Annotated in this window: 22 protein-coding genes; 12 read left to right on the top strand and 10 right to left on the bottom strand. The window is 73.3% G+C overall.

Annotation, left to right across the window (positions count from 1 at the left end; translation table 11 throughout):
• Positions 1-117: 117 nt before the first annotated feature.
• The 3 genes from ACFY1P_RS01590 to sodN form a co-directional block, all read right to left on the bottom strand.
• Entirely contained in the window at positions 118-945 is an 828-nt protein-coding gene (locus tag ACFY1P_RS01590) for an endonuclease/exonuclease/phosphatase family protein (protein WP_390749329.1), read from the bottom strand.
• Positions 946-1,354: 409 nt separating this feature from the next.
• Positions 1,355-1,603, bottom strand: a complete 249-nt coding sequence (locus tag ACFY1P_RS01585; RefSeq protein WP_361522156.1) for a hypothetical protein — start codon at positions 1,601-1,603, stop codon at positions 1,355-1,357.
• 520 nt (positions 1,604-2,123) lie between these two features.
• Entirely contained in the window at positions 2,124-2,519 is a 396-nt protein-coding gene (gene sodN, locus ACFY1P_RS01580; RefSeq protein WP_361522119.1) for a superoxide dismutase, Ni, read from the bottom strand.
• A 158-nt stretch (positions 2,520-2,677) separates the two neighbouring features.
• Between sodN and sodX the strand changes: the two genes are divergently transcribed.
• Positions 2,678-3,148, top strand: a complete 471-nt coding sequence (gene sodX, locus ACFY1P_RS01575; RefSeq protein ID WP_361522117.1) for a nickel-type superoxide dismutase maturation protease — start codon at positions 2,678-2,680, stop codon at positions 3,146-3,148.
• On the opposite strand, the gene ACFY1P_RS01570 is transcribed toward sodX, so the two are convergent.
• The 4 genes from ACFY1P_RS01570 to ACFY1P_RS01555 all read right to left on the bottom strand — a co-directional run bounded on the left by ACFY1P_RS01570 (position 3,034) and on the right by ACFY1P_RS01555 (position 6,660).
• Positions 3,034-3,681, bottom strand: coding sequence for a CGNR zinc finger domain-containing protein (locus tag ACFY1P_RS01570; RefSeq protein WP_361522114.1), 648 nt, complete (start codon positions 3,679-3,681; stop codon positions 3,034-3,036). The two genes, sodX and ACFY1P_RS01570, sit on opposite strands and share 115 nt — an antisense overlap.
• A 167-nt stretch (positions 3,682-3,848) precedes the next feature.
• Positions 3,849-4,610: an amino acid ABC transporter ATP-binding protein gene (locus tag ACFY1P_RS01565; protein ID WP_361522111.1), complete on the bottom strand. Its 762-nt coding sequence runs from the start codon at positions 4,608-4,610 to the stop codon at positions 3,849-3,851.
• Complete coding sequence (locus tag ACFY1P_RS01560) at positions 4,607-5,557, bottom strand: amino acid ABC transporter permease (protein ID WP_361522108.1); 951 nt, start codon at positions 5,555-5,557, stop codon at positions 4,607-4,609. Before ACFY1P_RS01560 ends, ACFY1P_RS01565 begins: the two co-directional genes overlap by 4 nt.
• A 140-nt stretch (positions 5,558-5,697) precedes the next feature.
• Positions 5,698-6,660, bottom strand: a complete 963-nt coding sequence (locus tag ACFY1P_RS01555; RefSeq protein ID WP_361522105.1) for an ABC transporter substrate-binding protein — start codon at positions 6,658-6,660, stop codon at positions 5,698-5,700.
• Between the two features lie 503 nt (positions 6,661-7,163).
• On the opposite strand from ACFY1P_RS01555, the gene ACFY1P_RS01550 reads away from it, so the two are divergent.
• The 3 genes from ACFY1P_RS01550 to ACFY1P_RS01540 all read left to right on the top strand — a co-directional run bounded on the left by ACFY1P_RS01550 (position 7,164) and on the right by ACFY1P_RS01540 (position 10,996).
• Positions 7,164-8,375 carry an NADP-dependent malic enzyme gene (locus ACFY1P_RS01550; RefSeq protein ID WP_390749328.1) on the top strand — a complete coding sequence of 404 codons (1,212 nt, stop codon included), beginning with the start codon at positions 7,164-7,166 and terminating at the stop codon, positions 8,373-8,375.
• Between the two features lie 426 nt (positions 8,376-8,801).
• Positions 8,802-9,764, top strand: a complete 963-nt coding sequence (locus ACFY1P_RS01545) for a zinc-binding dehydrogenase (protein WP_361522102.1) — start codon at positions 8,802-8,804, stop codon at positions 9,762-9,764.
• 14 nt (positions 9,765-9,778) lie between these two features.
• Positions 9,779-10,996 (top strand): glycoside hydrolase family 5 protein, encoded by a 1,218-nt coding sequence (locus ACFY1P_RS01540; protein WP_390749327.1) that lies wholly within the window; start codon positions 9,779-9,781, stop codon positions 10,994-10,996.
• Positions 10,997-11,350: 354 nt separating this feature from the next.
• On the opposite strand, the gene ACFY1P_RS01535 is transcribed toward ACFY1P_RS01540, so the two are convergent.
• Both ACFY1P_RS01535 and ACFY1P_RS01530 read right to left on the bottom strand, forming a co-directional pair.
• A complete protein-coding gene (locus ACFY1P_RS01535) occupies positions 11,351-12,274 on the bottom strand; it encodes a helix-turn-helix transcriptional regulator (RefSeq protein ID WP_361522099.1) in 924 nt (307 codons plus the stop codon).
• The gene (locus ACFY1P_RS01530; RefSeq protein WP_361522097.1) at positions 12,274-13,131 is read right to left on the bottom strand and encodes a DUF4097 family beta strand repeat-containing protein; all 858 of its coding nucleotides are present in this window, start codon (positions 13,129-13,131) and stop codon (positions 12,274-12,276) included. The genes ACFY1P_RS01535 and ACFY1P_RS01530 overlap by 1 nt, the downstream gene beginning before the upstream one ends.
• A gap of 187 nt (positions 13,132-13,318) precedes the next feature.
• Here ACFY1P_RS01530 and ACFY1P_RS01525 point away from each other — a divergent pair, with 187 nt between their 5' ends.
• Complete coding sequence (locus ACFY1P_RS01525; RefSeq protein WP_361522094.1) at positions 13,319-14,131, top strand: hypothetical protein; 813 nt, start codon at positions 13,319-13,321, stop codon at positions 14,129-14,131.
• 30 nt (positions 14,132-14,161) lie between these two features.
• Here ACFY1P_RS01525 and ACFY1P_RS01520 read toward each other — a convergent pair whose 3' ends face one another.
• Complete coding sequence (locus ACFY1P_RS01520; protein WP_301892376.1) at positions 14,162-14,347, bottom strand: DUF6104 family protein; 186 nt, start codon at positions 14,345-14,347, stop codon at positions 14,162-14,164.
• A gap of 171 nt (positions 14,348-14,518) precedes the next feature.
• Between ACFY1P_RS01520 and ACFY1P_RS01515 the strand changes: the two genes are divergently transcribed.
• From ACFY1P_RS01515 to fxsT, 7 genes are all read left to right on the top strand, one after another.
• A complete protein-coding gene (locus tag ACFY1P_RS01515; protein ID WP_390749326.1) occupies positions 14,519-14,917 on the top strand; it encodes a CU044_2847 family protein in 399 nt (132 codons plus the stop codon).
• Between the two features lie 32 nt (positions 14,918-14,949).
• Positions 14,950-17,040: a trypsin-like peptidase domain-containing protein gene (locus tag ACFY1P_RS01510; protein WP_390749325.1), complete on the top strand. Its 2,091-nt coding sequence runs from the start codon at positions 14,950-14,952 to the stop codon at positions 17,038-17,040.
• A 148-nt stretch (positions 17,041-17,188) separates the two neighbouring features.
• On the top strand, positions 17,189-18,196 hold the full coding sequence (locus ACFY1P_RS01505) for an AAA family ATPase (RefSeq protein ID WP_390749324.1): 1,008 nt from the start codon (positions 17,189-17,191) through the stop codon (positions 18,194-18,196).
• A gap of 6 nt (positions 18,197-18,202) precedes the next feature.
• A complete protein-coding gene (locus tag ACFY1P_RS01500; protein WP_390749323.1) occupies positions 18,203-21,268 on the top strand; it encodes an SAV_2336 N-terminal domain-related protein in 3,066 nt (1,021 codons plus the stop codon).
• A 102-nt stretch (positions 21,269-21,370) separates the two neighbouring features.
• Positions 21,371-21,598: a hypothetical protein gene (locus ACFY1P_RS01495; RefSeq protein ID WP_361526724.1), complete on the top strand. Its 228-nt coding sequence runs from the start codon at positions 21,371-21,373 to the stop codon at positions 21,596-21,598.
• Between the two features lie 53 nt (positions 21,599-21,651).
• Positions 21,652-22,989 carry an HEXXH motif domain-containing protein gene (locus ACFY1P_RS01490; RefSeq protein WP_390749322.1) on the top strand — a complete coding sequence of 446 codons (1,338 nt, stop codon included), beginning with the start codon at positions 21,652-21,654 and terminating at the stop codon, positions 22,987-22,989.
• 61 nt (positions 22,990-23,050) lie between these two features.
• Complete coding sequence (gene fxsT / locus ACFY1P_RS01485) at positions 23,051-26,077, top strand: FxSxx-COOH system tetratricopeptide repeat protein (protein ID WP_361526718.1); 3,027 nt, start codon at positions 23,051-23,053, stop codon at positions 26,075-26,077.
• The last annotated feature ends 15 nt before the right edge of the window (positions 26,078-26,092 follow it).

The following is a 26,092-nucleotide window of genomic DNA, read 5'->3' as shown; positions in this document are numbered from 1 at the left end:
GCCGCGCCGCCCGCGCCGGCGTTCGTCGAAGTCCTCTGCCGCTCGCACGGGTTGCGGACGGGCCCCCGGTTCGACAGCCTGGACGAACCGGGGGCCCTCCCCAGAAGGCCCCCGTGCCTAGACCGCCGACGCCCCGCCATTGACGGAGACCGTGACCGAGCCGATCAGAACGCGGTGATCGGAGCAAAGTGCGCCACCGCAACTCTCCGGGGCGAGGGAGTCGGCCGAGTACGGGCCGGCGATCCTGTCCTCGCGGGCGAAGATGAAGTCGATCTTCTCGCCGGTGCCGCACGGGCCGGCGTTGCCGGGGTCGAGTTTGCTGACGGTCGACTCCCCGTAGCCGGCACAATTCGCCGGGTCGTTGTCGTCGAGCTCGCGGTAGTGCCCGGTGTTGCGGTCGTTGTTGGGTGTGTTCACGCCGGCCGAGTAGAAGTCGTCCATCCGGCCCCAGTTCGGCTGCATGTTGAAGTCACCGGCGACGATGACCGTGTCACCCTTGCCGTGGTAGTCCTCCAGCCGTTCGCGTACATAGTCGGCCTGGGGCTTCCGGTAGTCGTCCACAAAGGTCAGATGCGTGACGCAGAACCTCATGTGCGTTTTGTCCTTCAATGCCGCGCACAGGAGCTTGCGCTTCTCCCGCTGACCGTCATCGGGAAGTGTGAACCGGTCCGCGGGGCCCAGGGGCTGCTTACTGAAGATCGCGATGCCCTCCTCCTCGCCACCGCACACCGAGCGCCCCGCGGGATACGCACCCTCGAAGCGCGCGAAATTCGTTCCGTCCACCGGCCAGCCGGAATCGCGGAGTGTCTGCTGCAGCGCCCGGTACTGGCTCGCGCACAGTTCGTTGAGCGCGACGAAGTCGGCATTGCGGTTGCGGATCGACTTGGCGGCCGCGCTGACCATGCCGTTCGTGGTCGAGTTGTGGTTCATCTCGTCGCCGGACACGTTCCACTGCCAGACGGTGTAGGTGGCGGTGGCCGTGCTCTCCGTGGCCGTTTGCCGCGAAGGCGGGCAAGGCCAGGCTCATCCATGCGAGAACAGTTGCCGTCAAGGCTCTCAAGGTGCGCATCAATCCCCCGGTCAGGTCAAAGTTGATCAAGACGTCATGATCTATCACATGAGTGGGGCAAGTACCCGGAATGTGACGAGAACCATGGGCCGCGCGGGCCGGTCGCAACCGTCGTCGGTGCGTCCGCGGGGCCGGGACAGTCTCCTTGCTCTCAACGGGCCGTGCGGCCGGCGACGGTGCCGACGTCCGGCCCGTTGGGGGGGGAGAGAGAAACGGTCCCGGCGCTGCAAGTGGGTCACGGCGAGGGCCGCTTGGGAAAGGGCCCCGCGGCGAGCCCGGTTCTGCTTACGCGTGCGCGATCGACGCGCGGGCGTGCTCCTCGGCATGATCCGGCTGGTCGATGTCGCGGAAGGCGTTGACCCACTCGCCGCCGAGACAGGCGGGGTCGATGAACTCGGCCCACTCGGGCTCACTGGCCGCGTCCACTTCGGTGAAGCTCTGCTCCGCCTGGCTGATGGCGTGCACGGTGGCCTTCCGGCGGGCCGAACGGTACGACGACGGCACGTACACGCTGTGGACGTACAGCAAGGACACCCGCTCGTGGGCGTCGGCCGACTACGAGCCGGGGGCGAGTGAGTCCAGGGGCTCCTGGCCCGCCTGTATGTCCCCGTACATCCCCGGCAAGCTCGCCTACCGGGCCGAACCCGGCGGCCCCCTGCACCTCTCGGCTGCGAGGGCATCCCCGTCGCCTTGGCCGCCGCGCGGCTCGCCCGCGAGGTTGTCCGCGGACAACTGCTGGCCGACGGTTGGTCGATCCTGCACGCCTCCGCCGCCGTCCGTGACGGACAGGCTGTGCTGACGCTGGGGGACGAGGGTGCGGGAAAGACCAGGAGCTCAAACCCCAGTTCTTCCCCGACCAGCTCAACAGCTGGCTTGGTCTGGCCCTGGCCACCGAAGGACACGCCACCCGCGTCCTCTTCCCCCGGATCACCCCGGGTGCCGAGCCTGCCCTTCTCGACGAACGATGGGGTGCTGCCGAAGACGACCGCACCCGGTCCGTCATGGACGCCGTGCTCGGCGGCCTGTGGACCGGGTGCGGGTCGGAGTCAGGCCGTCAGGCCTTCTTGGTCTCCCAGAAGATGCGGTCGATCTCGGCGATGAGCTCCAGCGCCTTCTCGCCCGTCTTCGGGTCGTTGGAGGCCTTGGCCGCGCTCAGGGCCTTGAGGGTGTCGTTGACCAGCTGGTGCAGCTGGGGGAACTTCTCGAAGTGCGGCGGCTTGAAGTAGTCGCTCCACAGCACCGAGACGTGGTGCTTGGCCAGCTCGGCGCGCTGCTCCTTGATGATGAGGGCGCGCGTGCGGAAGTCCGGGTCCTCGTTGGCCTGGTACTTCTCCTGGACTGCCTTGACCGACTCGGCCTCGATACGGGCCTGGGCGGGGTCATAAACGCCGCACGGCAGGTCGCAGTGCGCGCTGACCTGCACCTTGGGGGCGAACAGGCGGGAGAGCATAAAACTGTCCTTCCTCGTGATCGTCTTCTCAGGTGCGAGATTACTCGGTGTGGGAAGGCTTTTCTCGGGTGCCCCGGGGGGCTTAGGACAAAAGTCCGGTGTCAGTCTGGAACTGCCGCCGCGACAGGTGGAGGAAAAACCGACCGGGAGGTGCCGAGGTGCAGGAGCAAGTGGACGAGCGCGGGCAGGAGCAGGACCGCGAGCGCCGCGGACTGCTGCGGATCGGGCTGGCCGAGGTCTACAACCCCTCGATGGTGCCGACGCTGAACCCCGGGGATCAGCTCGTCGTGCAGTACGGGGCCGCCGTCCGGCCGGGTGACGTGGTGGTGCTGCGGCACCCGTTCCGGCAGGACCTGCTGATCGTCAAGCGGGCCGTCGAGCGGCGCGACGGCGGCTGGTGGGTGATGGGGGACAACCCCCTGGTGGAGAACGACAGCCGGGAGTTCGGCACGGTGCCGGAGGAGTTCGTGGTGGCCCGCGCCTGGGTGCGGCTGCGGCGCCCGCCGGGGGCGGGTCAGCGCTCGGTGGGCGCGCTGCTGTCGTGGCTGGCGTCCGCGCTGCGGCCGGTGCGGGCGGTGCCCGCCGAGGCCTCCGCCTCCCGGCTCTCCAGGCGCTTGCGGGCGCGGTAGGCGGCGACGTTGGCGCGGGTCGCGCAGCGGTCGGAGCAGTAGCGGCGCGAGCGGTTGGTCGAGGTGTCGAGGTAGGCGTTGCGGCAGGGGGCCGCCTGACAGATGCCCAGCCGGTCGACGCCCAGCTCGGTGAGGTGGACGGCCAGGCCCATGCAGGCGGTCGCGGTGTACGAGGCGCTGGCGTTGGCGGCGTGGTCGGCGATGTGCATGTGCCACTTGGGCCGGCCGTCCTCGTCGCGGTACTCGTGGCCGGAGATCTGCGGGCTGACGGGGAACTCCATCAGCAGGGCGTTGAGCAGGTCCACGGCCCGCACCTCCTCGCCCGCGTCGGCCGCCTCGAAGACCGCGCGCAGCCGGGCCCGTACGGACCGCAGCCGGGTGACGTCGCTGTCGGAGGCGCGGCGGGCGGCCTGGGCCCCGGCGCCGAAGAGTTCGCGCACCGCCTCGACGGAGGTGAGGGTGTCGGTGCCGCGCGCGGGCTCCTCGGTGTTGACCAGCCGCACGGCATAGTCCGAGTAATAGGCCAGTTCCACTTTTGGTCCTTATGGCTTGTGCGGGCGGCGGTCCGACGGGCTTTTTCCGGGCGCCCGGCCAAACGTAATAGCCGTCGCTCTATCGAGGGTATTACAAAGGCCGGGGCAAAAGCCGAGGCGGTGGTGACGGGCCGCCCGTACCACCGCCTCGAGGCCCCCGCGAGCCGCTACAGCACCTTCGACAGGAACGACTTCGTGCGGTCGTGCTGGGGATTGGTGAGCACGTCGCGCGGGTGGCCGGATTCCACCACCACGCCGTCGTCCATGAAGACCAGCGCGTCGCCGACCTCCCGGGCGAAGCCCATCTCGTGGGTGACGACGATCATCGTCATGCCGTCCTCGGCGAGGCCGCGCATGACGTCCAGGACGTCACCCACCAGCTCCGGGTCGAGGGCCGAGGTCGGCTCGTCGAAGAGCATCAGCTTGGGCTCCATGGCCAGCGCGCGGGCGATCGCCACGCGCTGCTGCTGGCCGCCGGAGAGCTGGGAGGGGTAGTTGCCGGCCTTGTCGGCCAGGCCCACCCGGTCCAGCAGCTGCACGGCCCGCTCCTTGGCCGCCGCCTTGGACTCGCCCTTCACCTGGATCGGCGCCTCCATCACATTGGCCAGCGCCGTCATGTGCGGGAAGAGGTTGAAGCGCTGGAAGACCATGCCGATGTCCCGGCGGTTGCGGGCCACCTCGCTGTCCTTGAGCTCGTAGAGCTTGTCGCCCTTCTGCCGGTAGCCGACCAGCTCGCCGTCGACGTACAGCCGCCCGGCGTTGATCTGCTCCAAGTGGTTGATGCACCGCAGGAAGGTGGACTTGCCCGAGCCGGACGGGCCGATCAGGCAGAACACCTCACCCTGGGCGACCTCCAGGTCGATCCCCTTGAGGATGTGCGCTGCGCCGAAGGACTTGTGCACGCCCTCGGCCTTCACCATCGCGTTCATGCGCGGACGCCTTCCTTGGTGCGCTGGCCGATCGACGCCAGGTTGGCCCGGACCTTCTGCCAGGGGGTGAGCGGCAGGCTGCGCAGCGAGCCGCGCGCGTAGTACCGCTCCAGATAGAACTGACCGACGCTGAAGACGCTGGTCAGGATCAGGTACCAGGTCGCGGCGAGGAAGAGCATCTCCACCGTGGCGCCCGTGGTCTGCCCGATGTCGGAGGTGGAGCGCAGCAGTTCCAGATACTGTGCCGCGCTCGCCGCCAGCGAGGAGGTCTTGAGCATGTTGATGAACTCGTTGCCGGTCGGCGGCACGATGACGCGCATCGCCTGCGGCAGCACGACCCGGCGCAGCGTCTTGCCCTGGCTCATGCCGAGCGCGTGCGCCGCCTCGGTCTGGCCCTCGTCGACGGACTGGATGCCGGCCCGGACGATCTCCGACATGTACGCGGCCTCGTTGAGCCCCAGGCCGAGCAGCGCGGCCATGAAGGGTGTCATGAACGAGCTGGTGTAGTCGCGGTAGATGAAGCCGAGGTTGATCTCCGGGAAGATCAGCGCGAGGTTGAACCAGAGCAGCAGCTGGACGTAGACCGGGGTGCCGCGGAAGAACCAGATGTAGGCCCAGGAGACCGACGAGGTCACCGGGTTCTTCGACAGCCGCATCACCGCGAGCACGATGCCGAGCACCAGGCCCAGCAGCATGGCGAGCACCGAGATCAGGACGGTCTTGCCGAGGCCGGTGAGGACCGAGGAGTCGAACAAGTAGTCCGGAATGGCGTGGTAGTTCACCTTCGCGCCGGCGAAGGCGTTGACCAGCAGACCGAGCAGGGCGATCACCACGACGGCGGAGACCCACCGCCCGTAGTGCCGCACCGGGATGGCCTTGATGGTCTCCGGCTCACGGCCGGGGGGCGGGGCGTCGGCGGGCCCCGTCTTTTCGGGAGCAGCAGTCACGGTATGGCCTTTCAGCGGTCCGTATCGGGGGAGGAGAGGGGCGGCCGGGCGGGCCGTCCGCCGCGCGCGGGTGCGGCGGGGGGAGCCGTCCGCCCGGGGGAGGGGCGGCGGCGCGGCGGTGACGGCCCGGGACGGCCGGGTCAGGAACCGCCGTTGATCTTGGATTCCTTGACCGCGCCGGCCTCGACGCCCCAGGTCTTGAGGACCTTCGCGTACGTACCGTTCTTGATGATCGCGTCAAGGGCGGCCTTGAGGGCGTCCCGCAGCTGGGCGGCCTCCTTGGGCACGGCGATGCCGTAGGGGGCCGCCTGCACCTGGTCGCCGACCGTCTCGAAGTCGTTGCCGCCGCCCGCGGTCTTCACCGCGTAGGCGGCGACCGGGAAGTCGCTGGACACCGCGTCGACGCCGCCGGCCTTCAGCCGGGTCTGCGCCTCCACGTCGGTGTCGAACGCCTCGATGCTGATCGCGCCCTTGCCCGCCTTGTCGCACTTGTCGGACTCGGACTTCGCCAGGTCGTTGGAGACGGTGCCGCGCTGCACGGCGATCTTCTTGCCGCAGAGGTCGTCCCAGGACGCGATGCCCTTGGTGTCGCCCTTCTTGGTGTAGATCGAGACGCCGGCGGTGAAGTAGTCGACGAAGTCGACGCCTTCGGTCACCTTCTTGCCCGTCTTCGGGTCGACGCCGTTCTGCCGGTCCTTGGAGTCCGTCATCGCGGACATCGCGATGTTGTAACGCTTGGAGCGCAGTCCGGTCAGCAGGGCATCGAAGGTGCCGTTCTCGAACTCGAACTTCACGCCGAGTTCCTTGCCCAGGGCGTCGGCGATATCGGGATCGATCCCGACCGTCCTGCCGTCCTTCTTGAACTCCACCGGCGGATAGGCGATGTCGGACCCGACCTTGATGACCTTCGACGCCTGGATCTCCTCGGGGAGTTTGGCGAAGAGCGGTGCCGTGGAGCCCTCGGCGCCCTGCCCGGACCCGCCGTGCTTGTTCCGCTGATCGCCACAGCCGGTCAGCAGCAGGGCGCCGACGACCGCGATCGCGCCGGCGGCGGCCAAACGACTCCTGGCGGCAGCCGGGCGGGGGGTGGTGCTTGCGGTCATTGCTGGTTCCTCCTGCGGGTGAGGGGATAGCCGACTGGTCACACTGCTGGTCACACGGGTTTCCCACGGGGAGACATACGGGGTCGCAAGCACACACCATCGGGTGTTCGCGACCTCGTGTGATTTGGGCATCTTGCCATCTGGACTGCACCGTTCGGGGGGCCTGCTATGTCAAAATCGGATAACGGGCGATCCCCGTGCGGTACCAGGCCGGTTCGTACTACCGGCCTTCGGTGTGCCTCTCCGGTGCGAGACCCATATCACGCACCTCTTGTCTCACTCCATGGACTTCCGGCACCAGTCGACACGCTTTCGATGTGCTTGTGACGGTGCCATGACCCGCGGTGGCCCGGAACTCACTCGGCGGCCGCAGGGCTCATCCGGTAGAAAGACCAGCTACACCCCCCGGACCCGGGGCTCCAGGGCGCATGTGCGGTGCGCCCGGCGGTCCGCTACCTCGGGCGGCTACCCTCGACAGTTATTCGACAAAGGGGTCAATAAAAGTGGCAGCGGAGATTGTGAATCCTCGCGGCGCCCACGGTGCGGACGAGGCTCAGGACGAGCTCTTCGATCCGGCCTTCGCGCTGCACCGTGGTGGCAAGATGGCCATCCAGGCGACCGTGCCCGTGCGCGACCGGGACGACCTGTCCCTCGCCTACACGCCAGGCGTGGCCAAGGTCTGCAGCGCCATCGCCGAACAGCCGGAGCTCGTCCACGACTACACCTGGAAGTCCCAGGTCGTCGCGGTCGTCACGGACGGCAGCGCGGTGCTCGGGCTCGGCGACATCGGGCCGGAGGCGTCGTTGCCCGTGATGGAGGGCAAGGCGATCCTCTTCAAGCAGTTCGGCGGGGTCGACGCCGTGCCGATCGCGCTCGACTGCCGGGAGGTCGACGACATCGTCGAGACCGTCGCCCGGCTCGCGCCCTCCTTCGGCGGCGTCAACCTGGAGGACATCTCCGCGCCGCGCTGCTTCGAGATCGAGCGCAAGCTCCAGGAGCGGCTGGACATCCCGGTCTTCCACGACGACCAGCACGGCACCGCCGTCGTCACCCTCGCCGCCCTGCGCAACGCGGCCACGCTCACCGACCGCCCGCTCGGCCGGCTGCGCGCCGTCATCTCGGGCGCCGGCGCGGCCGGGGTGGCCATCGCCAAGATCCTCGTGGAGGCGGGCATCGGCGACGTCGCCGTGTGCGACCGCAAGGGCATCGTGTCCGCGGACCGCGACGACCTCAACCCGGTCAAGCGCGAGCTCGCCGGCTTCACCAACAAGGCCGGGCTCTCCGGCCCCCTGGAGACGGCCCTGGCGGGCGCGGACGTCTTCATCGGCGTCTCCGGCGGCACGGTCCCGGAGTCGGCCGTCGCCACCATGGCCGAGAACGCGCTGATCTTCGCCATGGCCAACCCGACGCCGGAGATCCACCCGGACGTCGCGCACAAGTACGCGGCCGTCGTGGCCACGGGCCGCAGCGACTACCCGAACCAGATCAACAACGTCCTCGCCTTCCCCGGCATCTTCGCGGGTGCCTTCCAGGTGCGGGCCTCGCGCATCACGGAGGGCATGAAGCTGGCCGCTGCGGAGGCGCTGGCGGCGGTGGTGGCCGATGAGCTCTCCGCCGAGTGCGTCATTCCCTCGCCGTTCGACGAGCGGGTTGCTCCCGCTGTGACGGCGGCTGTCGCCGCGGCGGCTCGGGCGGAGGGTGTGGCTCGGGGCTGATCTCCGGGACGGCTCGCTGTCAGGCGCGGCTCGGCTGCGCCTGCGGCGGGCTTGTTCCCCGGCCCCGTCCTTTCCCGGCTGCGGGTGGGTTGGCGCCTGCGGCGCTTTGTTCCCCTACCCCGCCCCTTCCCGAAACCGGGGGCAAGCCCCCAGACCCCCGCAACACGGCTTCGCCGCGTTGGTCCTCAAACTCCCCCAGCTACCTCCCCCAGACTCCGTCCGGGGGTGCCCCCAGAGGTGCCCCCAACGGGCTGAAATCAGCCCGTCCGGCGTTTGAGGACGCGGCCGCAGGCCGCTGGGGTCCGGGGTCTCCCCGGTTTCGGGAAGGGGCGGGGCTGGGGAGAGAAAAGCCCCCGCCGCAGGCGGCGACATGGGTCACAGTCACGCGTGGTTCCCCCGAGCCCGGTGCCCCGCTAAGTTCGGATCATGTTCGCCGCCTACGCCGCCCGCATCGACCGTGACGAGCCCCTCAACGGACTGGAGTTGGGCGAGCGCCCCGAGCCGGCGGCGCCACCCGGGTGGAGTCTGGTCAACGTCAAGGCCGCCTCGCTCAACCACCACGACCTGTGGTCGCTGCGCGGCGTCGGGCTCGGTGAGGAAGCGCTGCCGATGATCCTCGGCTGTGACGCCGCGGGGCTGGACGAGGACGGCAACGAGGTCGTCGTCCACTCGGTCATCGGCCAGACGGGCCACGGCGTGGGCCCGCGCGAGCCGCGCACGATCCTCACCGAGCGATATCAGGGCACGTTCGCCGAGCGCGTGGCCGTCCCCGCGTGGAACGTCCTGCCGAAGCCGAAGGAGCTCTCCTTCGAGGAGGCCGCCTGCCTGCCGACCGCGTGGCTGACCGCGTACCGCATGCTGTTCACCAACGCGGACGTACGCCCCGGCGACAGCGTCCTCGTCCAGGGCGCGGGCGGTGGCGTGGCCACCGCGGCGATCGCGCTCGGGGCCGCGGCCGGGCTGCGGGTGTTCGCCACCAGCCGTGACGAGGTCAAGCGGCGGCGCGCCGTGGAGCTGGGCGCGGAGGGCGCGTTCGAGCCGGGGGCCCGGCTGCCGCACCGTGTCGACGCCGTCATCGAGACGGTGGGCGCCGCCACCTGGTCGCACTCGGTCAAGTCCCTCAAGCCCGGCGGCACGCTCGTCATCTCCGGTGCCACCAGCGGCCAGAGCCCCGCGTCGGCCGAGCTCAACCGCATCTTCTTCCTGGAGCTCAAGGTCGTCGGCTCCACCATGGGAAGCAAGGAGGAGCTGGCCGGTCTGCTGAGCTTCTGCGCGGCGACGGGCGTACGGCCGGTGATCGACTCCGTCCTGCCCCTTGACCGGGCACGGGAGGGCTTCGAGAAGATGGCCGGCGGCGAGCTGTTCGGCAAGGTGGTCCTGACCGTCTAGCCCTGGGGAGGCCCGTGCGCAGACCGCGAGCGACGGTGACCGCGCTCGCCGCGGCGCTGGGCCTCCTCGTCCCGAGCGGCGGCGCCCTGGCACCTGCGGCGGAGGCGGGCGCGGTCCCGCGGCTGACCGACGAGCGCGGGCGGGTCCTCGACCTGCGCGGCTGGAACGTCGAGGACAAGACCCACCGCGGCGCCGACGCCCTCACCGGCGTCACCGAGCGGCACTTCCGCGACATGGCCGCCGCCGGCTTCGGCCTGGCGCGGCTGCTGATCTTCTGGGACGACCTGGAGCCACGGCCCGGACAGTACAGCGAGCGCTACCTGAGCCGGATCGAACGCATCCTGGACTGGGCGCACCGCTATCGCGTCCGGGTCGTGATCGACGCCCACCAGGACGTCTACGGGCCCGCGTTCGGCGGCCACCGCGGCATCCCCGAGTGGGCCACGCGCACCGACGGCCTGCGGTACGTCCCGCACCCCGGCGACTGGTTCGGCGAATACTACGAGCCCGCCGTGCAGGCCGCCTTCGAGCACCTCTACGAGGACGCCGACCTGCGTCTCGCACAGGCCCGGATGTGGCAGGTGCTCGCCGGGCGGCTCGGGCGCCACCCGGCCGTCTTCGGCTACGACCTGATCAACGAGCCGATGGGCAGGCTCCGTCCGGGCGAGGACCTGCCGAGCGGGGCCCGCCGCATCGAACGGGACCAGCTGACCCCGATGTACAACCGGCTCGCGGCCGCCGTCCGCCGCGCCGACCGGCGCCACCACCTCTTCGTGGAACCGACCCCCGCCACCGGCGAGGCCGTCCCCACCGGCCTCGGCCGCGTCCACGACCCGAAGGTCGTCTACGCCCCGCACTTCTACAACACCGCCATGGAGGCCGGGCGGGACTACGACCCGTCCGCCCACTGGATCGAGTCCTACGAGTCCGCCGTGACCCGCTATCCGCGCGAGCAGCGCGTCCCTGTCGTGATCGGGGAGTGGGGGCCGGTCGACTCCTCGCTGCCCAACATGGGGCGTTTCTATGAGGATGCGCTGGCTTCGCTGTCGCGGTATGCGGCTGGGTGGGCGGCGTATGTGTGGTGTTACGGGGGTGGGTACTGCGCGGTCGATGAGGCCGGTCGCTTCCGTCCCAACAAGGAGCGGTTGGCTCGGCCGTTCGCGGGGATCTGCTGTTGGCGCCTGCGGCGGGCTTCTTTTTCCCCAGCCCCGCCCCTTCCCGGCTGCATCTGATGTGCGGCTCCGCCGCGTGGGGGGCTGCGCCTGCGGCGCTTTGTTCCCCTACCCCGCCCCTTCCCGAAACTGGGGCGCTGCCCCAGACCCCGACGTGCGGGTACGTCGGCTGACGCGCAGCGCCTGCGGCGCTCGTCCTCAAACGCCGGACGGGCTGAAATCAGCCCGTTGGGGGCACCTCCCAGCGGTAGCTGGGGGAGTTTGAGGACAGCGCGCGAAGCGTGCTTCGGGGTCTGGGGCAGCGCCCCCCACGCGGCGGAGCCGCACATCAGACGCAGCCGGGAAGGGGCGGGGTAGGGGAACAAAGCGCCGCAGGCGCCACGGACCCGCACCCGGGAGCTGGGACCCCTCGGGTCACCCCCGCCGCGGCCCAAGCTCAGACGCGATCCTTCCCGCCGCCTCCGCCAACACGGAACGCACGGCAGAGAGTTGATCTACCGTCACCCCGCCATCCCGAGCCGCGTCGCGGATCTCGTCACGGAAGCGGTCGAGGAGGCGGTCCAGGTCGCGGGCGGGGTCCTTGGAGAGGGAGTCGGGGGCCGAGGCCCAGTCGGGGGTGGGGGCGGGGGGTGTGGCGCGGCCTCCGGCGAGGCCGCCGAGTTCCTGGGTGAGGGCGGTGATGCCTTCGACGATGCCCTTGGGCCAGTCGCCGTGGCGGACGTGCTCCTGGACCTCTTCCTGCACGCGCTGGGAGATGCGGCGGACCTCCTCGCGCGCGTGGTCCTGGGCCTGCTTCGCCTGGCGGCGGGCCTGCTGCGCGTCCTGGCGGGCGCGGCGGCTCTCCTCCTTGGCCCGGCGGGCCTGTTCCTGCCACTCCTCCTTCGCGTGCCGGAACTCCTCCTTGGCCTGTCGCCACCACACCTCGTCCTCGCCGTACGGGCTGTCCGTGGCGCGGTTCCGGCGGGCGGCCTCGCGGACCTCGCGCCGGAGGTCGCCCGCGGCGCCGCGGACGTCCTCGCGGATGTCGGCGGCGAGCGCGGAGACGGACTCGCGGATGTCGAGCTCCAGCTCGGCCAGCTCGCCCTGGCGGTCGGCGAGTTCGTCCCGGCCGGCGGGGGTGAGGGAGTAGACCTTGCGGCCGCCCTCGGTGGAGTGGGTGACCAGGCCCTCGGCCTCCAGCTTGGCGAGGCGGGGGTAGACGGTGCCGGCGGAGGGCGCGTACAGCCCCTGGAAGCGTTCCTCCAGCAGCCGGATGATCTCGTAGCCGTGGCGGGGCGACTCGTCGAGCAGCTTGAGCAGATAGAGCCGCAGCCGGCCGTGGGCGAAGACGGGGGGCATCAGAGGACCTTTCCCTGGGTGGTGCTGTCGGCCCAGTCGGTGGTGTCCGGGCGGCGCAGCAGGGCGACGGCGCCGGAGACGCTGGTGACCTTGAGCCTGCCACGGCCCGCGCCGAGCCGGCCGGTGATCCGCTTCGCGCCGAACTGGCTGTTGACGTGCAGCTCCTCGAAGCCGCAGGAGAGCGGCCCGCTGGTGGTGTTGGCGTCCACCTGGGCGTCGGCGGTGTGCGGGAGGCGGATGGCGATCTCGCCGGAGACGGTGCCGAGGGTGAGGTCCGGCCCGGGGGCGGCGGGGGCGAGGTCGACGACGACGTTGCCGCTGACGGAGTCGGCCTTGACCGTGCCGCCGGAGCTCTCGACGAGGGTGAGGTCGCCGGAGACGGACGTGAAGTGCAGGTCGCCGCCGAGCCCTTGGGCCTCCAGCCGCCCGGAGACGGTCTCGGCCCTGACCGGGCCGGTCAGGCCCACGAGGGTGACGTCGCCGTTGACGCCGCGGACGCTCGTGCGCCCGGAGACGTTGGAGACGACGGCGCTCGCCCCGACGACGCCGGTCTCGACGTCGGTGCCGGTCGGCACGGTGAGGGTGACGGTGACGGCGCGCTCCCAGCTCTTGCGGGAGAACCACTTGGTGAAGTTCTTCCAGGGGAGGTCGTCGTAGGCGACGGTGAGCGTGCCCCGGTCGAGGGTGACGGTCAGCGGCGGGCCGTCGATCTCGGAGAGCTCCAGCCGGGCGGGCCCGGTGGCGTCGCCCACGACGTTGACCGTGCCGCCGACGATCCGGACGGCGAGGGCCGTCACCGGCTCCTCGAAGGTGAGTTTCTGTGGTGCGGACAGTGACCACTTCGACTGGGCCGGCATGCCGGGCCTCCTTGACGGACTGGGTAGGGCGGTCCTGGTGACGTGCGTCGCGACATGGCGGGAGGCGGGCACGCGGGCCCCACCGAACGCAACCTATCGCGTCTCTCTTCAAACACGATATATCGCGGTCGGGTCAAGTCAAGTGCCGAGGACGTCGCGAGGGCGCGGCTTGGCATAGCGTTGTCGCATGTCCGCAACTGATCACAGCCGCGCGGCCGGGGTTCTGCTGCTCTGCCGGGCCGAGCCCGACCGCGTCCGTCCCTCCGCGCAGCTCCTGAGCGAACCCCTGCTCCTCGTCCCCGCGGGCGAAGGGTGGAGCGCGCTGATCCCCGGCGAGGACTCCTGGCGCACCGAGAACACCGACCCGGCCGCCGCCGCGGCGGGCTGGGCGCACGCGCTGGCCGTGGCCGAGACCTGGCCCGTCGTCGGGCTCTGGTGGGACGCGACCGGGGCGGGCTTCGTGGTGGCGGCCGGCTTCCGCCGTACGGTCGGCTACACCTGGGCCGCCGACGGCACCCCGATCGGCGAGGAGAGCGCCATGACCTCCCTGCGCGCCCGGGTCGGCCTCGACCCGGTGCTCGACGGGGCCGCGCTCGACGGGCTCACCCGGCACGACTCCGACGCGGACGCCGCCGCGCGGGTGCTCGGTGTGATCGCGGTGCTCTCCCGCACGGGCCTCACGCTGCCGCCCGGCCTCGCCCCCGGGGTGGGCGCCGCCCGCCTGCGCGCGGCCGCGCTGCCCGTCGCGGAGGCGGTGGACTGGCCCGGCTGGCGCGAGGCGGTACGGGCGGGGCTGGACGCGGCGGAGCGCGGCGTGCTCGGCAGGTGGACGCGCGGCCCCCGGGCGCGGGCGCTGGGCGCCACGGAGGTGGTGGCGGGGCTGTCGCTGGCCTGCTGGGGCCGCCGCTCCGGGCGGCGCGGCTGGGCGGCGGCCGGTGGGGTGCTGGCCCTGGACGGGGCGCTCACCCTCGCCTACGACTGGTGGCGCGAGCGGCTCTGAGCGGCCGCCCGCCCCTCCTCGTGGACGGGCCTACAGGTCGTCGTCGTCCTCGTCGTCCAGCCGGGCCAGCCACGTCGCCAGGCGCTCCACCGGGACCTCGAAGTCCGGGTTCAGGTCGACGAACTCGCGCAGCCGCTCGGCGACCCAGCCGAGGGAGACCTCCTCCTCGCCACGCCGGTTCTCCAGCTCCTCGATGCCGCGGTCGGTGAAGTACAACGTGCTCTCCGTCAGGGATAGTCGGGGTCGGCAGCAGGAGTGCCCGGCGCCTGCCAGGGGCATAACTGCATTCCTGTCCAGGATAGGCGGGACGTCGGCCACGGACTCTCGCGCCCGTCCCGCCCGAGGACTAGCCTGCTGCAACACGACGCGGGGATCGGGGGTGGCGGCGTGGCCGACGGGATCACTCAGGTCCGTCTCGACGACGGCACGGTCGTCTGGGCACGGATCAGCGAGGCGCAGGAACTGGAGCGGCCCGGCGAGGGCTCCGGAGGGTTCGTGGACTCCGGCACCGGGGGCGCCGCCCGGCGCGTGGCGGGCCTCGCCGGTGGCCTGACCGACGTCGTGAGAGGCGTCGTCGGCTCGCTGCGCCCGGCGCTCGCCGCCGTCGCGCCGCAGGAGGTCACGGTCGAGTTCGGCATCGAGCTGTCCGCCAAGGCGGGCCACGTCATCAGCCTCCTCGCCGACGGGGAGGGCAAGGCGTCGGTGCGCGTCTCGCTCACCTGGTCGGAGCGCGGGGAGCCACTGCCCGCGACCCCGGAGCCGCCCGCTACCCCCAGCACTCCTTGAGCGCCCTGGACGGGACCGTACGCCGGTCCGTCGTGCGCATTTCCGCGCCGGGCAGCGGGTATGACCCGAGCGGCGCGCAATTCTGGGGCAGCGGCTTCTTCGTCGCCCCGGGATGGGTGCTGACCTGCGCCCACGTGGTGGGGATGGGGGGTGGTGACGTGCTCGGCGGAGGTGCGGCCATCGCCATCACCGACTCGCGCGGGAGCACCACCGAGGGCCGCGTCGCCCTGGTGCTGCCGCGGCCCGACGACCCCGACCGCCCGCCCCGCACCTGGAAGCTGCCCGACCTCGCCCTGGTCGAGGTGGACGGCGCCGAGGACGCCGAGTGCCTGTGGCTCAGCGACCGTTCGGCCGTCGTGCCCGCCAGGATCAGCTTGCACGGCTGGTCGACGGAGTTCGGCGAGCCATCCCTGCGCTCCGGCACCGGCATGGCCAGCGGCACCGACGGCCCGGAGGGCAGCGCCATGCTGCTGCGCGGCGAGATACCCGTGGCCGGATGCTCCGGCGGGCCCGTCGTGGACGTCGCGCGCGGCGCGGTCGTCGGGGTGTGCAAAGGGCGCGGCCAGGACACCGCCGGGCTCGCCGTCCCCGTCACCGCGCTGCGCCGGATGGCCAACGAACGGCCCGGCCGCGACCGGCTGCACGCGCTCGTCCGCGCCCACGACCTGCACCACCTGCGGCGCTACCGCACCGTCGGCACGGGCGGCAGCTGGACCGGCTTCCAGCACGCGCTGCGCCCCGCCGGGGCGGGCGGCTTCACACCCGTCCTGCGTACGCACCTCTTCGCACGCCTCGCCGAGCTGTCGCCGCCCGGCACGCCCGGCGAGGTGATGTCGCTGGTCGACGAGGTCAAGCGGCGGATGCTCCAGGCCCCCTACCAGCCGGGGACCGAGCACGACCCGCGCACCTGGCGGGAGGGCGTGGGCCTGCTCTACGACCTCAGGGACGAGGAGGCCCGCGCTCCCCAGCGCGATCTGGAGCTGGAGGCCGTGCTGCTCTACGCGGCACGCGTCGCCGCCGCCGTCAGCCGCGCACAGAACCCCGCCGACGAGGCACCGCTGCGCGAGCTGAGCGGCTGGCTGACCGGGCGCGAGGAGCCGATCGAGCCCGTCATCCGCGACGAGATCGACCAGATCCTGCACGGCGGCGCCACCTGCCCGGAGCAGCCGCGCGAGCGCCCGGCGCCGCCCGGCACCGTCGAGCTGCGCAAGCCCGAGCGCCGGAAGGTCGAGCCGGGCGTGCCGGAGGCCCGCGCCCGCGCCGACGTGCTCGTGGAGATAGACCGCGCCCTCTACGACGACGGCTACCACTGGCGCGTCAGGCTGCTCCGCGAGGACGACCTCCTCATGCTGAGCGAATCCAAAGAGGGCGTTCCCCAGGCCGAGTTGGAGGAGGCGCTGCGCGAGCCGCTGGCCGAGGCCCTGCGCCAGAGCGATGTGGGCGAGCACCTCGCCGCCGTCGAGGTCGCCCTGCCACGGGAGCTCTTCGACGAACCGGTGGACTCCTGGCAGCTCTCCCCGCCCGCCCTGGGCGGCGCCTCCTTCCTGGACCCGGACACCCTGCCCCTCGGCCAGCGCAGGGTCGTCGTGCTGCGCGACCGGCGGCGGCGCGACCGCCCCGCGAGCCCCGAGTGGCGGCGCCGCTGGGGCGGCACCGCGCGCGGCCCGCTGACCGCCGTGCCGCTGCGCGGCGACACCCTGCGGCGGGGCCACGACGGGCCGGGCCGGGAGAGCGGCCACGCCGCCTACGACCGGCTGTCCGGCGCCGAGGACTGCGCCGTGCCCGTCTACTGCGGGCCGGTCGCGGCGGGCCCCGGCGCCGCCGCGATGGACGCCGCGCTGGCCGCCGGGCACGCCGTCGTGATCTGGCGCAGATGCGCCACCGGGCATACGGATTGCGCCGAATTCCACCGGCACATCTCGGCACTCGTGTGCGAGGCGAAGACCGCTGCCGGGATCCACCGGCGCATCCGCAGCCTCCGCATCCGCAGCGCCGACCCCGAGTACCCCGACCCCGAGGTCCTCTGGGCGCGGTCGATTGCCCTGCTCTTCGACTCGCCGGACCGCCCGCCCCTGCCCGAACTCCCGCTGTACGCGCCCGGCCCCCGCCCCGGAGCACCGTGATGACGGGCCGTCAAGCACGTGACAGAAGACTGTGCCGGGGCCCGGCCGCCCGTGGCCGTGACGGTACCTTCGAGCGGGGACCCGAGCCCGACGGGGCACCCGGCACAGCAGGCCCCGGGGTGACAACACCAGCTGTGAGGAGACCGGCGTGAACGACTGGCGCATCTACCGGGGAGCGGGCCTGCCGCACGACGGGATACGGCGCCTCCCGCCGCCCCCGCCCTGGCGGGACTTCGCCGCCTCCGGCCCCGACACCGGCGCGGACACCGACCCGAGCGCCGCCCGCAGGCTCGGCGTGCTGCGCCGGCTGGTGGAGAACCACCACCCGCGCCCCGACGAGGTGGAGGCCGTCAACGCCGCCCTCTACCTCCGCCGCCCGCTGCTGGTCACCGGCAACCCCGGCACCGGCAAGTCCACCCTCGCCCACGCCGTCGCCCACGAGCTCGGCCTCGGCCGGGTGCTCCGCTGGCCCATCGTGAGCCGCTCCGCCCTCCGCGACGGCCTCTACCGCTACGACGCGATCGCCCGCCTCCAGGACGTCCAGCTGGAGCGCGCCGGGGGCGCGGCGGACGGCGAGCGCCGGTCCATCGGGTCGTACGTGCGCCTCGGGCCGCTCGGCACCGCGCTGCTCCCGGCCGACCGGCCGCGGGTGCTGCTCGTCGACGAGCTCGACAAGGGCGACCTCGACCTGCCCAACGACCTGCTCAACGCCCTGGAGGAAGGCGAGTTCACCCTCCCGGAGCTGGAGCGCGTCGCCGACCGCGAGCCCGAGGTGGAGGTGCTCACCGACGACGGCGGGCGGGCCGTGATCAGCGGCGGCCGGGTGCGCTGCACCACCTTCCCGCTGATCGTGCTGACGTCCAACGGCGAACGCGACTTCCCCGCCGCGCTGTTGCGCCGGTGCATCCAGCTCGACCTCGAACCGCCCGGTGAGGAGCAGCTGACCGCGATGGTCAGAGCCCACCTCGGCGACGAGGCGGTGGGCGACGGCGACGAGCTCATCCAGCGCTTCCTCGACCGGGAGCCCGGCGAGGTCATCGCGGCCGACCAGCTCCTCAACGCCCTCTTCCTCACCCAGCACACCCCCCGTGCCGAACGGGTCACGCGCGACCGGCTCGCCGACATGCTGATGCAGCCACTGGACCGTCCGAGGTGATGAGGTATGAAGGCGCCCCCCGAGCCACGGCTGGGGCAACTGATCGCTCGCCTGCGGGCCGCCACGTGGGACCTCACGCCCGAGGAGATCGCCGACGCGGTCTGGCTCGCCCAGTGGGTCACCCCGGCGGCCCGTCCCGATGCCGGCCCCGGACCTGAGCCCGCCCCCGTACGGGACCCCGACGCCCCGCCCGCAACGGCCCCGGTGACCGCGCCCGGCACGGCCACCGCGCCCGCGCCCGGCGCGCCGCCCGCGCCCACGGGAGGCGGGCCCGTGCGGCACGCCGAGCGGTCGGGTCCCGTATGGCTGTACGCCGGAGGCCCGCGCCCGCCGCGCCGGGAGCCGGCCCGGGACGGCGCCTTCCCCATACGCGTGCCCATGGCCGCCTCGCTGCCGGGCCTGCTCGACCTCCAGCGGTCGCTGCGCCCCCTGCGCGGCTACCGCACGCTCGCTGAGCCCCCGCGCGGCCCGCTCGACGAGGAGGCCACCGCCGACCGCGCGGCCCGTACCGGCATCCTCGAACCGCTCTACCGCCGGGGCGAACGCCGCGCGGCCGCCATGCAGTTGCTCATGGACGCCTCCCCGTCCATGGTCGTGTGGGAGCTGATGCTGGAGGAACTCCGGCAGAGCTGCGCCCAGTTGGGTGCCTTCAGCGACGTACAGGTGCGCTATCTGCACCGGGCCCCCGACGGCACCCCCTTGATCGGCACCTCCGCCACCCCCGGCCGGACTCCCGGCAGCGCCCACCACCCGCGCCCCGCCGACCAGTTCCGCGACCCCACCGGCCGCCGCCTCACGCTCGTGATCAGCGACTGCGTGGGGCCGCTGTGGCAGGAGGGCCGCGCCCAGCGGCTCCTCCACCACTGGTCGCTGACCTCGCCGCTCGCCGTCGTGCAGCCGCTGCCGCCGCGCCTGTGGCCGCGCACCGCCCTGCCCGCCGACGCCGGGCTGCTGACCCGCGACCCCGGCTCCGGCGGCAGGCTCGGCTTCGCCCCCGAGGGCTACGGGCCGCCGCCCCCGCCCGGCGCCCTGCCCGTCCCCGTCCTGCTGCCCACCCGCGAGGCGCTGGGCGCCTGGGCCCGGCTGCTGTCCGGCCCCGGCCGCACCACCGTCCGCGGCGCCGCGGGCTGGGTGCTGCCCGCGCACCCCGCGCTCCGGCCCCCCGCCCCCGCCACGGGCCCGGCGCCGGCCGCCGGTGAACTGCTCCGGGCCTTCCGCGCCTCCGCCTCCCCGGGGGCCCTGCGGCTCGCCGTGCACCTCGCCGCCGTGCCGCTGGCCCTGCCCGTGATGCAGGTGGTCCAGCGGGCCATGCTGCCCGACACCGGCCCCATGGAACTGGCCGAAGTGCTGCTCAGCGGCATGCTGTGGCAACTGCCCGGCCCGGAGCGGGGCCCCGGCGCCGGTCACTGGTACGAATTCGCCGACGGCGTACGGGAGCTGCTCCTGCAGTCCCTCGACCAGGGGGCCGCCGCGCTCGTCCTCAAGCACTGCTCCGAATACGTCGAACGGCACTTCGGCAAGGGCGCCCGCAACTTCTCCGCGCTCGCCGTCGCCCGCCTCTCGGGCCGCACCACCGAAGCGGAGGAGGGACGGCACCCGGACGCCGGCGAGGACGGCGGCGGCACCGAGCCCGAGCTGTTCGCCGAGGTCCCCGCCCGCGTGGTGCGCTGGTACCAGCCGCTGCCCGCGGACACGGGCGGGAACGGCGAACTCGGCGAGGCCGAGCGCCTGCTGCGGCTCTGGCACCTCCAGGCCGACCCCACCCTCCTCCACGAGGCCCGCGAGCACGCCACCCCCTACGCCCGGCAGCCCGCGCACACCCCCGAGGGCGTCCGCGGCCGCCTCGTGCTCGGCGGCATCCTGCGGGCCCTCGCCGGCACCGAAGCCGTACGCCGGGACGCCACCGCCCGCACCGCGACCCTGACGGAGGCCGTCGCCCTGCTCACCGAAGCCCACGACCACGCCGAGCCCGGCAGCACCCCGCACACCGAGGCCGCGCTCGAACTCGCCTCGGCCCACCACGCCCGCTGGCAGGACGACGGCGACACCGCCCACCTGCTCGCCGCCGAACGCGCCCTGCGCGCCCTGCCCGCCGACGACCCCACCGGCACGCTGCGCCTCGGCCGCGTCCTCCTCGCCCTCGCCCAGGTGGTGCCCGACCCACAGGCGTACGCCGTCGACGCCGCCGCCGAACTCCGCGCCGCCTGCGACCTCCTGGAGGCCGAGGACGCCCCCGAACCCCAGCTGTGCGCCGCACTCCTCGACCTCGCCACGGCCCTGCGGCTCTCCGCCGCGCCCACCGACGAGACCCTCGCCGTCCTCGACCGCGCCGGGCGCCTCGCCGCCGACGACCCGCTGCGCCTGCGCCGGCTCACCGAGCTGGCCCGGGCGCGCACGGCCGCGGAGGCCTGGGCCGGGGCGGACGACGCCTACACCGCGGCGGTCGACCTCACCGGCCCCTACAGCCCCTGGCGTTGCGCGCTCCTCGCCGAATGGGGCGAGTCGCTGCTGCGCCGCGCGCGGCTCGACCCCGCCTCCGAGGCGCTCGCGCGGGCCGAGTCCGTGCTCCGGGAAGCCTTCGCGATCAGCTCCGGCAAGGACCCCGGACGGCCTCGCGTCCAACTGCTCCTCGGGCGCGCGCTCGTGCTGCGCTTCGGCCGGCAGGGCTTCCCGCCCGACCTCTACGAGAGCGTCCATCTGCTCGAGGCGGCAGCCCGGCACGCCCCCGACGCCCGCACCCGCGCCGAGTCCTGGCTGGACCTGGGCACGGCCCGGCTCACCCTCCACGACGAGCGCGGACCCGTGGCCCTGGACAGCGTGGTCGCCGCCTTCACCGCGGCGGTGCGGGAGGCCCGAGACGCGCCCGGCGGGGCGTCCGGTTCGGTGCTCGCCGCGCGCGCCTCCCACCGCCTCGGCGAGGTGCTCGAACGCATGGGGCGGCCGGTCGCGGCCCTCGCCGCCCACCGCGAGGCGGCGCGCGAGTGGAGCGAGCTCACCGCCCGGCACGCCGACGTCCCCTGGGCCGAGGTCCAGGCGACACGGGAGCACGTGAGCCGCCTGAGCGAGCCGTGACCGGAACGCCACCCGAACGGGTTTCCGCCCGACGGCCCCCGGGAAGAACCGTGCAGCCGCGGGGGCCACGGGCCGGTGGAGGGCGGCAGGGAGGAGCACAGAGTGCCGAAGCTCAAGCGCACCGCGAAGGCCCGCCAGGCGCACCCGGCGGAACGGGTGCCGCCGGTGCCCGACCTCACCGGCGTCGACCTGCGGACCTTGCGGACCTTGCGTCACAGCGAAGACCTCGCCCTGGGCGCCGCCGTCGAGGAAGTCCTGCTCGACCCGGCCGGGATCGCGGAGACCTGGTACTCCGGCGGCGAGGACGCTGGAACGCCCAAGAAGCCCTGAAGCGGGACCGGATCCGGACGACATGGACGACATGGGGGAGCGGGGAAGCCGGGATGACCGTGCGGCGCGTCGACGCGAACGGGGCGCAGGTCCCCGCGCCCGCGGCCCTGGCCCGCCTCGCCCGCACCCGGTCCGCGCCCGCCGACCTCGGCCTCCTGCTCCGCGGCCTGCACAGCCGCCGCCTGGTCCTGCTCAAGTCCCTGCTGACCGGCCTGGACCGGAGAACGTACGCCGTGCCGCCCGCCGCCCGCGCGCGCTTCGAGGAGCACTGGCGGCTGCTGGAGCGCGCCGAGGAGCGGGACCCGGCCGCCGTCCGCGACACCCTCGACTACCCCGCCGTCGGCACCTGGCTGGCCCGCGCCCTCGCCGCCTCCACGAACCCTGAACCGGCCCGCCGCCTCGGTCACTTCGGGTCCGTCGCCGCCGCGGCCGCGCTCCGCGCGGGCACCCCCTTCACGCTCACCCTCACCCCCCGGGACGGTCTGCTCGCCCTGCCCGGCATCGGCGTCCTCACCACGATGGCCCCCGCCGTCCGGCTCACCGCCCGCGCGCACACCGCGCACCTGAGGCCCGAGGGGCCCGGCCCCGGCACGGTCCTGCTGCGCGCCGGCGGGCGGATCCACGGCGCGGGCCCCGGCTGGCACGGCCTGCGCCGACTGCCCGGCACCACCGCCTTCCTGGACGACCTCGACCCCTACCGCGCCCCGCCCGAAGGCATCAGCCGCGCCGCACTGCCTCCCGCGCCCCGCACCGAGACCGGCACCGACCCCTGGCTCCCACGGTGGCGGTCCGCGCTCGCCCTGCTGCGCGCCACCGACCCGCAGCGCGCCGCCGAGACCACGGCCCTGCTGCGCTGCCTGGTCCCGCTCGCCCGCGCCGGGCCGTACGGGCCGGGCGCGCACGGGGTCAGCGCGACCTTCAGGGCCGCGCCCGGCGCGGTCCTCGCCACCCTGCCGGATTCCGCCGCCGAACTCGCCGCCGTGCTCGTCCACGAGACGCAGCACAGCAAGCTGGCGGTCCTGCACGACCTGCTGCCGCTGCACCACGCCGGCCCGTACGCCGCCTACAAGGTCGCCTGGCGCACCGATCCGCGCCCGCTCGCGGGCGTCCTCCAGGGCACCTACGCCCACCTGGCGCTCGCCGACTTCTGGGGCCGCGTCGCGGGGCGCGCGGGGCTCCCGGCCGGCGTCCGGGGTGCTGCGCGCGCCCGGCACGATTCCTACCGCCGACAGGTCGCGGAAGCCCTGCCCATCCTGCTTGAATCCAATGAACTCACCCCCGCGGGCGTGGAGTTCGCGAGAGAAATGCGGGCACACCACGCGGGCCTGGGACGGACCGCCGGGCGGGCGGTAGTGATCGGCGGACCGTCACCTTTCGGTGACGTACGGTAATCTTGGTGCTGTGTCGGTCCATCCCGGCCGCCGCGGCGCGGAGCAGTGAGGGGACGTGCGCATGAGTGAGCGAACCGGTGCCGCGCCGAGCGGGCCGGGGCCCGAGGGCGAGCACTTCGTCGTCGTGTTCGCCGGCTTCCACCGGCCCTGGGCCACCTGGATCCGGCACCGGCTGGAGAGCCACGGGCACCGGGTCAGCCTGCACCGCTGGGACCCACGCCGGGAGGTCCCCCTCGAAAGGGCCCTGGAGGACCTGCTGCTGGCCTCCGGGCGGCTGCTGCTCGTCCTCAGCGACTGGTTCTTCGAGCTGGGCCCCCGCCGCGACGGCGAATGGGACGAGGCCCTGCGCGGCGTCGTCGCCGACCACGCCGAGCGGTTCGCCGCGGTCAGCCTCACCAACCGCGCCCTGCCGACCGCCACCGCCGTCCTGGAGGCCGCCGACCTCTACGGCATCGGCGCCCAGGAGGCCGAGCGGCGCCTCCTCGCGCGGCTCGGCCTGCCGCCCGGCCCACCGCGCCGCGGCATCCCCGCGGGCCCCGGCACCCGCTACCCCAACGACCCGCCGGCCGTCTGGGGCGAAGTGCCGCGCCGCGACGCCCGGTTCACCGGCCGCGACGAGCTCCTCAACCAGCTCCAGCAGCGGCTGACCGACGCCGAGCAGGGCACCGCCGTCTGCGCGCTGCTCGGCATGTCCGGCATCGGCAAGACCCAGCTCGCCGCCGAGTACGCCCACCGCTTCAGCTCCGACTACGACGTCATCTGGTGGGTCAACTCCGACATGCGCGGCACCCAGCGCGAGCGGCTCGGTGAACTCGCCGCCGAACTGGGCCTGACCAGCGGCTCCGAGCCCGGCGAGCGCATCCGCGCCGTCCGCGAGGCACTGCGCCGCGGCGAGCCCTACGGCCGCTGGCTGCTGATCTTCGACGGCTGGGACGACATCGACGGCGCCCACGAGCTGCTCCCCGAGGGCCCCGGCCATGTGCTGATCACCTCCCGCAACCGCAGCTGGACCGCCCACGGCGCCACCCCGCTGGAGGTCCCCGGCTTCCAGCGGCACGAGTCCACCGGCTATCTGATGCGCCGCGCACCCCGCATCACCGCCGAGGAGGCCGCGGAAGTCGCCACCGAGCTCGGCGACATCCCCCTCGCCCTCGTCCAGGCCGCCGCCTGGCTGGGCGAGTCCGACATGGCCGTCGGCGACTATCTGCGCCTGGTCCGCGACGGCGAGCTCTCCGGCCTCGCCGAGCAGGGCGACTTCGACGGAGTGCCGCGCTCCTCCCTCACCTCCTGGTCGATACTGATCAACCGGCTGCGCGAGTCCCAGCCGCACGCGGTGGAGCTCCTCACGCTGTGCACCTCCTTCGCCCCCGGCCGGATCCCCCTCGGCCTCGTCCGCCACCTCCCGCCCGCCGGACTGCCCGAGAGCCTCGGCTGGCTCGCCACCGACCTGCCCAGCTGGACCCGGGCGCTCGACACCCTCGTCAACTACTCGGTCTTCACCCGCGACACCCGCGGCACCATCCCCGGCGAGCCCGGCCCCGAGCAGGAGTCCGTGCACATGCACCGGCTCGTCCACGACATCGTCGCCCGCCTCACCTCCCCCCAGGAGCGCCAGGCACACCAGCGCATCGTCCGCCGGATGCTCGCCGCCGCCGACCCCGGCAACCCCCAGGACACCCGGCTCTGGCCGCGCTACGCCGAGCTCCTCCCGCACCTGGAGCCCTCCGGCGCCCTCGGCAGCCACGACGAGCGGGTCCAGGAGACCGTCCTCAACTGCCTGCACTACTGCCACCGCAGCGGCGAGTTCCGCACCGGCATCGAGCTCGCCGAGCAGGTCCGCGCCCGCTGGTCCGAGCTCTTCCCGCCCGAGCACCCCCGCATGCTCGACCTCACCGTCCGCCAGGGCAACATCCTCCGGGCGTACGGAGTCTTCCGCGCCGCCTACGAACTCGACCGCGAACTGCTGGAGCGGCTGCGCGCCTGCGCCCCCGCGGGCCCCCAGCCCGCCAACGGCACCGCCCTGATGACCGCCACCAGCTGCCTCGCCGCTGACCAGCGCTACCTCGGCCAGTACACCGAAGCCCTCCAGCTCCAGCGCGAGGTGCTGCGCACCGCCCAGGAACTCCTCGGCCCCGACGACTACTTCACCCTCAACGCCCAGCACAACCTCGGCGTCGGCCTCAGACTGCTGGGCCGCTACTCCGAGGCGTACGACGCCGACCTGGAGACCCTCCGCAAGCGGGAGTCCCTGCTGCGCACCCGGCACGCCGCCACCCTCGTCTCCGGCATCGCCTGCGCCCGCGACCTGCGGCTGATGGGCCGCTACCGCGACGCGCTGGCCCGCCAGGAGCTCGGCATGCGGCTGCACCTCCAGGTCCTCGGCCCCCAGCACCCGCAGACCCTGCGCGCCCACCACAACCTCCTGCTGTGCGAGCGGCGCGCGGGCGGCTTCCAGGACGTGGGCGCCGCCATGGCCGGCCTCCTCGAACAGATGGAGCAGGTGCACGGCCGGGGCCACTACGCCACCCTCGGCCTCGTCGTCGACCACGGCAACCACGCCCGCGAGCACGGCGACCTCAGCCACGCCCGCGAGCTCATCGCCGAGGGCGAGGCAGGCTTCCGCGCCCTCCTCGGCCCCGCCCACCCCGTCACCACCGGCATGCTCACCAACACCGGCCTCGTCCTCCAGGCGTCCGGGGAGCGGGCCGAGGCGCTCACCATGTTCGAGTCCGCCTACGCCGGGCTCTCCGCGACCCTGGGCACCGAGCACCCCTGGGTGCTGGGCTGCGCCCTCAACACCGCCGCCGGACGCAACTTCAACGGCCGCCTCGACGCCGCCCTGGAGCTCAGCCGCGACACCCTCCGCCGGGCCCGGCACGCCCTCGGCGAGGACCACCCCCTGACCCTGTCCTGCGAGGTCGCCCTCGCAGCCGACCTGCGGGCCCTGCGCGAGCACGAGGAGGCGTCCAAGGTCGAGCGGGACGCCCTCCAGCGGCTCACCCGCACCCTGGGCGCCCAGCACCCGCACGCCCTCTCCGCCCGCCAGCGCACCCGCCCGTACTGGGACTTCGAGCCCTACCTCGGCTGAGCGGCCGCACACGGC

The sequence above is a fragment of the Streptomyces sp. NPDC001407 genome (assembly GCF_042895325.1).
Taxonomy (GTDB): domain Bacteria; phylum Actinomycetota; class Actinomycetes; order Streptomycetales; family Streptomycetaceae; genus Streptomyces.
The sequence above is the reverse complement of the archived record's forward strand: the minus strand, read 5'-3'. Positions and strand labels throughout refer to the sequence as shown.